The organism is Streptomyces sp. NBC_00690 (assembly GCF_036226685.1).
GTDB lineage: Bacteria > Actinomycetota > Actinomycetes > Streptomycetales > Streptomycetaceae > Streptomyces.
This window is the reverse complement of sequence record NZ_CP109009.1, coordinates 7,917,002-7,929,808: the sequence shown is the minus strand read 5'-3', so window position 1 is coordinate 7,929,808 and position 12,807 is coordinate 7,917,002. Positions and strand designations below refer to the sequence as shown.

Below are 12,807 nucleotides of genomic sequence, written 5' to 3'. Positions count from 1 at the left end.
TTACGCGCTGTCAAGCGTGACCAAGTCATGCTCGGAAATAGGTTGGCCCATCTGGAGGAGTTCGGATGAGCGGGACATCGCTGGATACGCAATTGAGGGACACGCCGCCGACGTTCGTGCCGGTCGACCAGGTGACCGAAACGCTTCTCGTACGGGTCGCCGGCTCCAGTCCCGACCATGTCAGCGCGCTCGCACAGTGCCCGGACGACCTTCCCCCGATCCTCGTGCACCGGCCGACCATGCAGGTGATCGACGGCGTGCACCGCCTGCGCGCGGCCAAGCTGCGCGGGGACGCCACCATCGGTGTGCGGTTCGTCGACGGCACCGAGGAGGACGCGTTCGTGCTGGCCGTGAGCACCAACGTGACCCAGGGGTTGCCGCTGGCGCTGGCTGACCGCACCGCCGCCGCCTCCCGGATCCTCACCTCGCATCCCCATTTATCGGACCGTCTGATCGCGTCGACAGCCGGGTTGTCCACCAAGACGGTGGCCGCGATCCGACAGTGTTCAACCGGGGAAATGACTCAGTTGAACACCCGCCTCGGCCGCGACGGGAAAGTGCGCCCACTCGACGCCTCCCACGGACGCACGATTGCGAGTCGGGCGATTTCGAACAATCCAGATCTCTCTTTGCGAGCGATCGCCCGAATCGCCGGAATATCGGTCGGCACCGCCCGGGATGTCCGGGAAAGAATGCGCCGCGGCGAGGATCCTATTCCGCCGCGGCATCGCCTTTCCACCGGACACCGCACGGAAAGCAACACACCGGAAAACAAGGCACCGGACAACAACAACGGCGGTGACAACGGTGGTGACAACGGCACCAACGGCACGCCTCGCGCCGAACGAGATCGGTTCCTGCTCTCGCTGCGCACCGATCCGTCGTTGCGGTTCTCCGAGATCGGCCGCGCACTCCTGCGGCTGCTCGACGCCAACACCCTCGACGCCGCGCAGTGGGACCGACTCGCCGCCGCCGTCCCCCAGCGCTGGTCACCGGTCGTTGCCGACCTCGCCATGGACTGCGCGGCTGACTGGTCGGCGCTCGCCTACCGAGTCCGCGGCCAGGTCAGCGTCAGCGCGTGAGTCCGGCGCGCACGCCACGGCGATCGCCGCCGCCGCCTGGACCACCGCGAACAGCGCAACCACCGGAAGCAGGGCCGACGAATCTCCGGTGATCGCGACCGCGATCAGCGGCAAGAAGCTGGAGATCGTGACGCCCACCTGGTAGGTCACGGCGATCGCGGAGAACCGCACCATGGTCGGGAACAGATCCACCAGGAACGCCGCCAGGCCACCGTAGATCGCACCGTGCGCGATGGTCAGCGCGGGGATGAACACCAGGGCGATCAGCGTCGAATCACCCGAGGACAGCCAGGCGCCCGCCGGGATCATCGCCACCACCGCGACCACGTAGCCGAAGATCATGACGGGTCGGCGACCGAACCGATCGGACAGCGCGCCGAACACAGGCAGTGTCACGCACTCTCCCAAGGCCGCGATCATCAGCCCGGTCAGCACGGTCGACCGCACCTCCGGCCCGGCCTTCGCCGCGTGCGCGACCAGGAACACGGTGAACATCGCGATCACCGACCCGGTGCCGAGCGAAGCGAGAATGCCGATCACCACGCGGCGCGGCCACCGCCGCAGCACCATGATCACCGGCACCCGGGCGGCACGGTTCTCCGCCCGGCCACGCAGGAACTCCGGTGTCTCCTCGACCCCCAGCCGGACCCAGATACCGATGCCGACCAGGACGCTCGATGCCAGGAACGGCAGCCGCCACCCCCAGGTCAGGAAGTCCTCCTCGGGCAGCTTGGAGATCAGCACGAAGGTCAGGTTGCTGCCGAACAACGCCAGCGCGAAGCCCATCGCGGGCCAGCTGCTCAAAAAGCCCCGACGCCCGGGCGGGCCGTGTTCGGTGCTGAGCAGCACCGCGCTTCCCCATTCGCCGCCGATGCCGATGCCCTGCGCGACGCGCAACGTCACCAACAGGATCGGCGCGAGGACACCGGCCGTGTCATAGGTGGGCAGCAGGCCGATGCCGAACGTGGCGATGCCCATGACGACCAACGTCCACACCATCATCGACTTGCGGCCCACCCGGTCGCCGAAGTGCCCGAACAGCAGGCCGCCCAGCGGGCGCGCGACGAACCCGGCCGCGTAGGTGGCGAACGACGCGAGGATGCCGCCGGCCGTCGACGTCCCTGGGAAGAACAGCGGGCCGAACACCAACGCTGACGCCGTCGCGTACAGGTAGAAGTCGTACCACTCGATGGCGGTGCCGATCGTGCTCGCGACCAGGACCCGGCGGACCGAATGAGGCGCCGAGGTCACCCCTGGTGTCACGCGTCCTCATCGGACACGAGGACCCGCCCACCGAGCTCGTTGGGATCGGCGGCAAGGTCGTAGGCCCACACCTGTTGCCCATCCGCCTCCCAGATCACCTTCCGCCCGTCCGCCCGCACCGAGTGCAGCGCCTTCAGGTCCGGATAGTCGTCCGAGGCGGCGGCCCGCTCCTGCGGGAAGTAGGTCTCCGAGTACGCCTCGCGTGACGCACCGGTGCCGTTCGCGAAGAACTCGGTCAGCGAGGCACCGTCCGACGACCGCGGGTCCAGCCCGAGATGGTCGAGCACCGTCGGCATGATGTCGACCAGCCGCACCTGGCTGTCCACGCTCATCCCCACCGGCACCCCGGGGCCGCTGATGATCAGCGGCACGTGTTGGGTGGCGTCGAACAGCAGGCAGCCGTGGCCCTCCTCGTACGGGTGGCCGAGGTCGCCGGCATGATCGTTGGGGTACCACCCGGCCAGGTCCTCGCCGTGATCGGAGAAGCACACCACCAGCATCGATTCGATGTCGTGGCCCATCTCGGCGATGCGGCGCAGCAGGAGCTGGACGTAGTGGTCGGTGTAGGCGACCTCGCCTTCGTACGGGTTCGCCACGTCGACGCCGACATCCTCCGGCGGCTCGTACGGCCAGTGGGCGTCGAAGAAGTGCGCGAACAGGAAGAACGGGGCGGTGCCGTCCAGCGACTCAAGCCAGCGGGTGGCGCGGTCGACCACGACCGGCGCGCGCTTGAGCGCCAGTCCGCGCAGCTTCACATCGCCGACCGACAGCGGGTCCCGGCCGTCCGGCAGCAGCGGGATCTCGTCGTCGTAGAAGTCGAACCCGCGGTCAATCCCGTACCACTTGTTGAGGCCGGGGCAGGACACCACCGCGCCGTTCGTGTACCCGGCCGCCGACAGGCATTCCGCCAGCGTCGGCACTTCCTTGTTGAGCGATTCGCGGAACAGGTGCCTGACCCCGTGGCGGGGCGGCTGGAGCCCGGTGAACACCGTGGCGTGGCTGACCGGTGTCAGGGGGCACGACGAGATCGCCTGCGTGAAGCTGACCCCGTTCGCGCGCAGCCGCTCCACGCCGGGGTACTTCCCCGAATAGGCCACGTCGGCGCGCACGGTGTCCAGGGAGATGAACAGGATGTTCGGCTGTGTGGTCAACGGGATTCCCTCTGTATTTCTCTGTCGACGCCAGCGGCACCGAAGGCTAACAACGGGCTCCCCGCGTACGACAACGACGAACAGTGGGGCTTGAACACCCGTGCCGAACAGCACATCCCGCCCCTACAGTTACCTGGCGGAGCGTCCACGACCATGACGCGAGGGAGAATTCACATGGCGCGCAAGTTATCCCTGGCCCTGGAGCTGTATGCCGACGCCAACGGCTCCGTCGACCAGGTCTACATCGAGCAGATGCGCAATCAGGACACAGAACCGGTGCCGGTCGATCCCACCCTGCCGAGGTTCACCCTCATCGTCGGGCCCTCGCCGTTCACCATGCCGCGCGGTTGGGAGTTCTTCCTCACCTCACCTTACGAGGGTGCGACGTACATCTCGACCGTGCTGCACAACGCCGGGTACCCGGTGCGCATCGTCGACGTCCGCTACACCCCGAACCCACTGCAGGCGGCGTACAAGCAGATCATGGAAGGCACCGACGTGCTCGGTGTGTGCACGTTCGAGGACAACTTCCCGTTCTGCCGCGAGCTGATGGCGATGGTCCGCGAGTCGCACCCGGACATACCGATCATCTGCGGTGGCTCGCTGGTCACTTCCGTTCCGGCGATATTCATGTCGGACACCGACTGCGACATCGCGGTGATCAGCGAGGGCGAGATCACCATCCTGGAGCTGATGGAGAGTTACGCCCGCGGCTCGTGGCAGCAGGATCTCCCGACCATCAAGGGCATCTGCTACCGGGACGAGAACGGAAAGGCGCGCCGCACGCCGCCGCGCGGCCAGATGATGGATCTGGACGCGCTGCCCAGGATGCGGCTCGACCTGTGGCCTCAGTCGCGGTCGCCGCTCGGCATGCAGCCGCAGGTGATCTCGTCCTACAGCCGCGGCTGCAAGATGGACTGCTCGTTCTGCTACCGCACCACCCCGCAGGTGCGGGCGAAGTCGCCGGAGAAGATGGACCGCGACCTCGACTGGCTGAAAACCCAGTACGGCGTGGACTTCTGCTTCTTCGTCGACCTCACGTTCAGCTCGCACCGCGGCCAGACCATCGAGATGTGCGACGTGATCTCCCAGCACGATCTGCGGTGGACCTGTCTGACCCGGTGCGCCGACATGGACGTACCGCGCATCGACGCGATGCGGGACGCGGGTGCGGACATCATCTTGTACGGCGTCGAGTCGCTGGGCCGCGAGGTGTTGCGCGAGGCCCGCAAGGGCAGCAGCGAGAACCTGACCGTCCGCGCGATGCGCACCACGTTCGAGGGCGGCGTGCGGTTCGGCTCGCTGCTCATCGTCGGTCTGCCGAACGAGACCGAGGAGTCCCTGTCGGACATGGTGCAGTTCGCCGAGCAGTACAACCATGTGACCCGGGTGAAATACCTGTCGGCCATGCCCGGTACGACGGTGTACCAGGACGCGAGGCAGAACAAGATGATTCGCTCCGAGATCGACCACCTGAACTGGCTGTCGGTCGAACAGGCGCTGCACGAGGACGAGTTCCTGAACGTGAGCGGGCTGCCCGAGCAGGTCTGCCGGGACGCGTACAAGCGGGTGTACGACGCCTATCAGCCGGGCCCGGTGATGGACTTCCAGCACTGGCCGGAGCACTTCGAGTACTTCCACCCGCAGCCGGCCGACGGCACCGAGCGGTCAACGTCGTACGCCGGGTCCGGCTGGCGCACGGAGTGGAGTTCCGCCGCTGCGCCACTGGTTCCCGGTTCCGAACAGTACACACTGGACAAGGTCGCCGACCCGGAGGTGGCCGCGGTCGGGAGCACTCTGATGGACTGCGGCGCGAAGAAGCTTTCGGCCGGGGTCTGACCGGTGTCCACTCAGGACGGCCCGATCCTGATCATCGGGACCGAACGCTCCGGGTCGAACCTGCTGCGGCTGGTGCTCGACGCGCACTCGCGGATCGCGGTCCCGCACCCGCCGCACTTCATGCGGTACCTGTCCGGCATCCCGTACAACGGTGATGTCGACGCGATGGTGGGTGACGCGATGCGGTTGTTGCGCTACCACATCCATCCGTGGCCGCATGTGATCGACCGGGCCGCGGTGACCGAGGCGGCCGGGCCGTCGCTGTTCGGAGTGGTGTCGGCGATCTACGACCAGTACCGCATCGCGGAGGGCGCGGCCCGGTGGGGGTGCAAGAGCACCTTCATGGTCGAGCACGTCGACGACGTGCTCGACCAACTCCCGGACGCGCGGTTCCTGTGGCTGGTGCGCGATCCCCGCGATGTGGTCGCGTCGGCGAAGCGGGCCGTGTTCGGCTACTGCCACCCGTACCGCATGGCGCTGCGGTGGAAGGCCGAACAAGAGCTCGCCCGCGCGGCGCTGGAGCGGTGGGGTCCGGGAGTGGTGCACCTGGTGCGGTACGAGGACCTGGTGTCCGCGCCCGACCGGGAGATCCAGGCGATCTGCGACTTCATCGGTGAGGAGGTCGAGCCCGCGATGCTGGCACACCACCTCAGTGGCAACGCCCGGGTGACCGCATCGCTTTCGGCGTCCTGGCGCACTGCGGGCGACCCGATCACCACGACCCGGATCGGCGCCCACCAGCGGGGGCTGTCCGACCGGGAGCGGCGACAGGTGGAGAGTGTGACCGCACAGGCGATGGAGACGCTTCGCTACCCGTTCGACCGGGCGTCGCTGGACGAACCGGCTCCCGGTCCGCTTGGAGTCGCGCTGCGCGGGTTCGCGGTGCGGCTGGCGGTGGAGGCGCGATCGCTGTGCACCGACCGCAACCACTTCCGGCGCTGGCGGCGCGACGCCGTCGTCCGCTGGCTGCGCCGCCGTGCGACGCCGGGCCGCGCCCTGGTTCTGTCAGGAGAGAGCAGATGAACGAAATGGGAAGCGTCCGCACGCACTTCGCCGACCGCGCGAGAACCTACGACCGGTCCAGTTCGTGGTGCACCGACGATGCGCTCGGCGAGCTGATTCTGTCCACGGCCGCGCCCCAGCCGGGCGATGCGGTCCTGGACGTGGCATGCGGCACCGGACTGGTGTCAAGGCTGTTCGCCGGGCGGGTGCGGCGGCTGGTCGGCGTGGACATCACGCCGGAAATGGCCGAGCAGGCGCGCGACATGCTCGACGAACTGGTGATCGCCCCGGCGGAGAAGCTGCCGTTCGATGACGGCACGTTCGACCTCGTGGTGTGCCGTCAGGGGATCCAGTTCATGACGCTGCCGGACGCGGTACGGGAGATGGTGCGGGTGACCCGGCCGGGTGGGCGGGTCGTGCTGACCCACCTGTGCGCCTACGGAGACGACGACCGCGACGACTACTTCGAGATCCTGCGGCTGCGCAACCCGGCCCGGCGGCACTTCTTCCGGCCCGGCGATGTCGAGGCCCTGCTCGCCGGCGCGGGGTGCGACCCGGTGCGGTCGCAGCAGTACGTGTCGGTGGAGGACGTGGACGTGTGGTCGGACAACGGCGCGATCGACGAAGACGCGCGGAAGGCGATCCGGGACCGCTACGGAAGTGCGTCCCCCGCGTTCCGCGCACGGCACGCGGTGGCCGAGGCGGACGGGCGGATCACCGACCACATGCTGTTCGTCATCGCCTCGGGAACGAGGGTCTGAGCATGGAACCTGAGCAGTCCCTTGCCGACGGCGTGCAGACCGCGTTCCTCGCCGAGGCGGCCACCGCGGCGCGGTACACCTACTTCGCACAGGTCGCCGAGATCGAGGGTCACACCGAGGCGGCCCGGGTGTTCGGCGAGCTTGCCGAGAGTGTGGCCTGCGCCGCCCACGGGCACCTGGATGTGCTGCGGGACCTGCTGGGCGGCGAGGATCCGGGCACCGGCCACACGCTCGGCGACACCCGCCGCAACCTCGCCGCGGCGATCAGCGGCGACCTCGGGGAGGCCACCGAACGCTACCCCGGCCTGGCGGCGCGGGCGCACACGGAAGGCGTGGCCGATCTGGCGAGCTGGCTGGAGACCCTGTGCACGCTGAAGAAGACGCACGTGGACCGGCTGGAGCAGGCCCTCACCGGGCTGACCGAGCCGCGGTTCGCCGGAAACGGAGCGCCATGACCACCGACTACACCGCCGAGGCGATCACCGTCTACTCCGGGCTGGAGGCGGTGCGCCGCAACCCGTCGATGTACGTCGGGTCGACCGGCTCGGACGGCGCCCACCATCTGGTGCTCGAACTGATCGACAACGCTGTGGACGAGGCCGCCGCCGGGCACTGCGGCGCGATCTCGGTGGAGTTGCACGAGGACGGCTCCTGCTCGGTCACCGACGACGGCCGGGGCATCCCCACCGACCCGCACCCGGAGGCCGGGATCCCGGCGTGTGAGCTCGTGCTCACCACACTGCACTCGGGGGGCAAGTTCGACCACTCCTCGTACGCGACCTCGGCCGGACTGCACGGCGTCGGCCTGGCCTGCGTGAACGCGTTGTCGGAGTGGTTGCGGCTGGACGTGTGGCGCGACGGCGAGCACCACAGCGAGTCGTTCGCCCGAGGCTCGATCGAAACCCCGCTCAAGCGGGTCGGCGACAGCGTCCGCCGCGGCACCCGGGTGTGGTTCCACCCGGACCCGGAGATCTTCTCCTCCTGCGTGCTCGACGCGGACCTGGTGCACGCCCGGCTGCTCGACATCGCGTACCTGCACCCGGGCCTGCGGGTCGATCTCACCGACCACCGCACCGGACGGCACGAGTCGCTGTGCGAGACGACCGGGGTGCAGGGGCTGCTCGCGTACCGCGCCCGCGACGCCGAGAAGGTGCACGCCGAGCCGGCCACCATCACCTGGGCCGGGGACGGGTGCGTGATCGACGCCGCCGTCCAGTGGACCGAGGGGTACGCGGAGCAGATCTTCAGCTACGTCAACACCATCCGCACCGACCTGGGCGGGTCGCATGTGGACGCCCTGCGCGGCGCGCTGGCTGGGGTGGTGGCCGACCACCTCGGCCCGTCCGCGGACAAGATGACCGTGGTCGACATTCTGGAGGGGCTGACCGCGGTGATCGCGATCCGGATCCCGGACGCGCGGTTCGACGGCCAGACCAAACGCACCCTGCGCAACGACGACGCGGGCGCCCGCGTGTTCGACGTCGTCACCGAGCAGGCGCGGCGGGCGCTGGCGGCCGACCCGGAGCTGGCCCGCCGCATCGCCGAACGGGCCATCGACGCGAGTCGGGCCAGGCTCGCCGCACGGCTGGCCGGGCGGACGGCCCGCTCACGGACCCGGGCCGTCGAGGTCGACTACGCGGTCTACCAGAGACAGTTCGGGATCCGCTCGAAGGACTGGCACGACTCGTGCTCCTGGCTCACCGACGAGGACCTGCTCGGCAAGCACGCGGAGATGTGCGCGGTGCCGCCGGACGCGCGGATGCTGGACGTGTGCTGCGGCAGCGGTGTCGTCGGCGGCGCGTTCCGCGGCCGGGTCGGCGAGATGGTCGGGCTGGACCTCACCCCGGAGATGGCCGCGCTCGCCTCCACCCGGCTGGATGTCGTGCACCAGGGCACCGTCTACGACCTGCCGTTCCCCGACGCCAGTTTCGACCTCGTGGTCACCCGGGAGGTGCTGCATCTGCTGCCCCAGCCGGAGCGGCCGGTGTCGGAGATCTTCCGTGTGCTGCGGCCGGGCGGGCAGTTCATCGTCGGGCAGATCGTGCCGTACTCGGACGTGGACGCGTTCTGGATGTTCCGCGTGTTCAAGAAGAAGCAGCCACTGCTGTACCAGATGTTCCGCGAGGAGGACTTCCGGGCGTTGCTCACCGGCGGCGGGTTCACGGACGTGCAGATGGAGGAGTACTTCCTCTGGGAGTCGATCGACCGGTGGATCGATACCCACGAGACGACACCGGCGAGCCGGCAGGAGATCTACCGCCTCTACTACGACGCGCCGCGTGAGGTACGCGCCGTACACCCCTTCGAGGTACTGCCGGACGGCTCGGTGCGCGACCGGTGGCGGTGGTGCGTGTACTCGGTGCGGAAACCCGACCATGCCTAGCCGCACCGTGGATCGCCCGGTCGCCGAGGTCGTGCGCGGGCTGGAGGTGCTACGACCGCTGCGGGGCACGCCGGTGCCGCACTTCCGTGCGAAGGTGCGCGATCTCGTCGTCATCGCGTCGAGTTCGCGGGGCGGGTCGAGCATGCTCACCGAGTTGCTGCGGTCCTCGCCGCACCTGCTGCACCTGCGCGCCGAGCTGAATCCGTTGCTGCGGCTGGTCGGCCTCGACCACCCGCACAGCGGCACGGGATCCGACGTGCTGGACGCGGCGCACTGGCACGGGCTTCCGCCCCGGTCGCAGGCGTTGTTCGAGGCGGAACTGGCATTGGACGCGGGCTCTCCCGGCACCGGCGTGGAGAACCTGGCGGTGGACGCGGCGTGGCGGCTGGTCATGCAGTGGCCGGGGCTGGGCCTCGACCCCGTCGACCTGGTGCGGACCGCCGAGGCGGTACTGGACCGTGATCTGCCCCGGTTCGCGCGGGCGCTGATCGGTATGGCCGGCGTGAACCCGTGGTACTACGACCTTCCCGGGCAGTCACCGGGACCACGACCGGTCGGGCCGCCCGGTGACGTGCTGCTCGAAGAGCCGCCCTTCGTACTCCCCCGTCCGTGGCGGCCCGCGAACGAACACGATGTCGCCACGAAGCCACTGGTGATCAAGACGCCGGGCAACGCCTACCGGCTCGACTTCCTGCGGGCTGCGTTCCCCAACGCGCGCCTGTGGGTGCTGCACCTGACCAGGAACCCGGCCGCGTCAATCAACGGCCTGGTCGACGGGTGGCTGCACCACGGGTTCCACGCGTACCGGGTGGACGAACCACTGCGCATCGCCGGATACGCCGACGTACGGCCGGCCGACCGGCACTGGTGGAAGTTCGACCTACCACCCTGCTGGTCCACGTACACCGCCGCCGCCCTGCCCCGGGTCTGCGCCCACCAGTGGTTGTCGAGTCACCGTGCGGTGCTCGCGCACGGGGCGGATCACACGGTGCGATTCGAGGACCTGATCAGCGGTCCGCACGCCCGCGCGGGCGCCGTCGAGCGGATCGCGGACTGGCTGGGGATCCCGTTCGAAGGGCCGCTGAAGCAGGCCGCGACCGACGGCATCGCCGCCACTGTGGCCACCGCCGCACCCCGCCCCGGCCGGTGGCGGGCGCGCGAGGAGGAGATTCGGTCCGCACTGAGCGCCGACGTGCTCACGATGGCGGAGAGGCTTGGTTATGCCGATGACGACCACTGGATCTGAGCTGAGCACCCACGGCGGCCCGGGGTGGGTCCCCCGGGTGGCATCGCATGTGGACGAAGTCGCGGCCGGGGGTGTGTGGACGCCGTGCGGGTACCGGTCGGAGACGGCCGCGCTGCGGTCCGTGCTGCTGGTCCGCCCGCCGGACAGCATCGCCGCGGTGCGACAGCCGGGGGCCTCGCTCATGCTCGGGCCGGTGGATCTTCCCGCGATGCGGGCGCAGTGCGACGCGTTGGCGGACCGCCTGCGGGACCACGGGGTCGAGGTACATCTGACGTCCCCCGCGGCGACGCCCAACGTGGTGTTCGCGCGGGACCTGTTCTGGATGACCCCGGCCGGGGCGGTGCTGGCGCGGATGGCGTCGACGCAGCGTGCCGGCGAGGAACGGCATGCCGCGCTCGCGCTGGCCGAGGCCGGGTTCCCGATCCTGCGCACGGTGTCCGGCACCGCCGTGTTCGAGGGCGCCGACGCGCTGTGGATCGACCCGTCGACGGTGATCGTCGGTACCGGGTTCCGCACGAACGCGGCCGGCGCGGCCGAGGTCGCCTCGGCGGTCGCGGAACTGGGGGCGCGGGTGGTGACGGTGCCGCTGGCGCCGGGCGTACAGCATCTGCTGGGGACGGTGGTGTTCCTCGACTCGTCCACCGCCGTCGTCCACCGGGCGGCGAGCCCACCGGAGTTGGCGGCGCTGCTCGCCGAGTACGGCTATCGGGTGATCGCGCTGCCGCCGGACGAGGAACTGACGGTGCGACGCGGGATGAACCTCCTGGTGCTCGCGCCGGGGCGGGTGCTGATGCCCGCGGGCTGCCCGGGAATCCGGCGGACGCTGGAGCGGGCAGGTGTGGCCGTCGACGAGATCGACATCAGCGAGTACCTGCGGGCAGCCGGCGGGATCGGCTGCGTGACCGGGGTGGTGCGCCGTGAGCACTGAGAGCCGGTCACGTGGCCGATTACTGAGGCGGGTACACCGTGGGGTCGTCCAGCGGCAGCTTCAGCCAGGAGATCATCTGCCGGAGCTGGTGGTACGCCGCGAGCCGCTGCTCGTCGGAATCGGCCTCCTCGGCAGCCGCGATCGGCTCCCACAGTCGCGGCACCATCACGGGCCCGAGTTCGAGCAGGCCGCCACTGCCGCCGGTGGCCCACTTCGCCAGTACATACCGGACGATCGCGCCGACCGGAATGTCCAGGTTCCGGGACATGCCGCGCACGGTCTCCAGCGGATCGAGGAGCCCGTAGTCGACCACCTCGGCCTTGAAGTTGGCATGCGGGTCCTCCGGTGGCCAGCACCGTTCCCATTGGCGCAGCCGAACCGCCGGCGTACCGGTCGCGTCGTAGGCCAGGTCATCCATGTCGCCATCCATACCGCCAGCCTAAGGGCGGCACCGAGCTTGTCCGACCGGGCAGGGATGAACACCAAAGTGAGGAAAGGAAAATCCAATGAACGAAAACCTTCGTGAGGAGCAGGTCGCGCTCGTTCCGACCGACTCGGCCGCCGCGACCTGCGGCACCGTTACGGCCGACGACGAGGCGATCCGTCACCAGTTGCGCAGCCTCGGCTACCGCATCTGACCCAACCGCCCCGGCCCTCCCACACGGGGGGCCGGGGCGTCCCCGTAAAGGAGGCCGAGCAGGCCCCCAACGCGCTCGCCGAGCCCATGGCGGTCGATACGCAGCGGCAGCTGGGGTGCCTCGGACGGCTCGTACGAGTCGTCCACCCCAGCCGTCCCGGCCATCCCGCCATCCCGGATATCCCGCTGGGCTGACCGGTGTTCGCCTTGGCGTGCAGTCCCTTCACGTCGCGCCGCACGCACCCCTCCAGCGGCGGTCCCACCCACACTTCCAGGTAGCCGATCCCGGCCGCCGCGTGGGCGGCACCCACCTCGTCGCGAGCTGCCCGGTATGGCGCGATCACCGGTACCAGCACAATGACGCCGTGCGGGCCGACCTCATCGCCCGCGCCCGGCCCGCCGGACGTTCTCGCTCCGGTCGCGTGCGCCAGAACCCGCGTCCCGGGAACAGGTCGCGTCGCGGAACATCCCCGTCCAGCATCTGCGCCGCCGTGCCGGGCAGCCGCGACTGCCGC

General features: G+C 69.6%; 13 protein-coding genes. 9 read left to right on the top strand and 4 right to left on the bottom strand.

The features are described 5' to 3' along the window. Window positions 1-65: 65 nt before the first annotated feature. Complete coding sequence (locus tag OID54_RS34235; protein ID WP_329025980.1) at window positions 66-1,082, top strand: ParB/RepB/Spo0J family partition protein; 1,017 nt, start codon at window positions 66-68, stop codon at window positions 1,080-1,082. Here OID54_RS34235 and OID54_RS34230 read toward each other — a convergent pair. Further along, complete coding sequence (locus OID54_RS34230; RefSeq protein ID WP_329025978.1) at window positions 990-2,345, bottom strand: MFS transporter; 1,356 nt, start codon at window positions 2,343-2,345, stop codon at window positions 990-992. The genes OID54_RS34235 and OID54_RS34230 overlap by 93 nt on opposite strands. Beyond that, complete coding sequence (locus OID54_RS34225; protein ID WP_329025976.1) at window positions 2,342-3,610, bottom strand: sulfatase; 1,269 nt, start codon at window positions 3,608-3,610, stop codon at window positions 2,342-2,344. Before OID54_RS34225 ends, OID54_RS34230 begins: the two co-directional genes overlap by 4 nt. A gap of 60 nt (window positions 3,611-3,670) precedes the next feature. Here OID54_RS34225 and OID54_RS34220 point away from each other — a divergent pair, with 60 nt between their 5' ends. The 7 genes from OID54_RS34220 to OID54_RS34190 are packed head-to-tail and all read left to right on the top strand — an operon-like array spanning window position 3,671 to window position 11,655. After that, window positions 3,671-5,335, top strand: a complete 1,665-nt coding sequence (locus OID54_RS34220) for a B12-binding domain-containing radical SAM protein (protein WP_329025973.1) — start codon at window positions 3,671-3,673, stop codon at window positions 5,333-5,335. 3 nt (window positions 5,336-5,338) lie between these two features. Beyond that, window positions 5,339-6,358, top strand: a complete 1,020-nt coding sequence (locus tag OID54_RS34215) for a sulfotransferase family protein (RefSeq protein ID WP_329025971.1) — start codon at window positions 5,339-5,341, stop codon at window positions 6,356-6,358. Beyond that, window positions 6,355-7,098, top strand: coding sequence for a class I SAM-dependent methyltransferase (locus OID54_RS34210; RefSeq protein WP_329025970.1), 744 nt, complete (start codon window positions 6,355-6,357; stop codon window positions 7,096-7,098). The genes OID54_RS34215 and OID54_RS34210 overlap by 4 nt, the downstream gene beginning before the upstream one ends. Before the next feature lie 2 nt (window positions 7,099-7,100). Then, window positions 7,101-7,553, top strand: coding sequence for a rubrerythrin family protein (locus OID54_RS34205; protein WP_329025969.1), 453 nt, complete (start codon window positions 7,101-7,103; stop codon window positions 7,551-7,553). Further along, entirely contained in the window at window positions 7,550-9,481 is a 1,932-nt protein-coding gene (locus tag OID54_RS34200) for a methyltransferase domain-containing protein (RefSeq protein ID WP_329025967.1), read from the top strand. Before OID54_RS34205 ends, OID54_RS34200 begins: the two co-directional genes overlap by 4 nt. After that, window positions 9,474-10,727: a sulfotransferase family protein gene (locus OID54_RS34195; RefSeq protein WP_329025965.1), complete on the top strand. Its 1,254-nt coding sequence runs from the start codon at window positions 9,474-9,476 to the stop codon at window positions 10,725-10,727. Before OID54_RS34200 ends, OID54_RS34195 begins: the two co-directional genes overlap by 8 nt. Further along, window positions 10,708-11,655 carry a dimethylarginine dimethylaminohydrolase family protein gene (locus OID54_RS34190; protein ID WP_329025963.1) on the top strand — a complete coding sequence of 316 codons (948 nt, stop codon included), beginning with the start codon at window positions 10,708-10,710 and terminating at the stop codon, window positions 11,653-11,655. The genes OID54_RS34195 and OID54_RS34190 overlap by 20 nt, the downstream gene beginning before the upstream one ends. A 19-nt stretch (window positions 11,656-11,674) precedes the next feature. Here OID54_RS34190 and OID54_RS34185 read toward each other — a convergent pair whose 3' ends face one another. Further along, window positions 11,675-12,085 carry a DUF6027 family protein gene (locus OID54_RS34185; protein ID WP_329025961.1) on the bottom strand — a complete coding sequence of 137 codons (411 nt, stop codon included), beginning with the start codon at window positions 12,083-12,085 and terminating at the stop codon, window positions 11,675-11,677. A 76-nt stretch (window positions 12,086-12,161) separates the two neighbouring features. On the opposite strand from OID54_RS34185, the gene OID54_RS34180 reads away from it, so the two are divergent. After that, complete coding sequence (locus tag OID54_RS34180; RefSeq protein WP_329025959.1) at window positions 12,162-12,293, top strand: hypothetical protein; 132 nt, start codon at window positions 12,162-12,164, stop codon at window positions 12,291-12,293. Here the strand turns inward: OID54_RS34180 and OID54_RS39320 are convergent. Further along, a complete protein-coding gene (locus OID54_RS39320) occupies window positions 12,235-12,603 on the bottom strand; it encodes an adenylyl-sulfate kinase (RefSeq protein ID WP_443055819.1) in 369 nt (122 codons plus the stop codon). The two genes, OID54_RS34180 and OID54_RS39320, sit on opposite strands and share 59 nt — an antisense overlap. Window positions 12,604-12,807 lie beyond the last annotated feature (204 nt).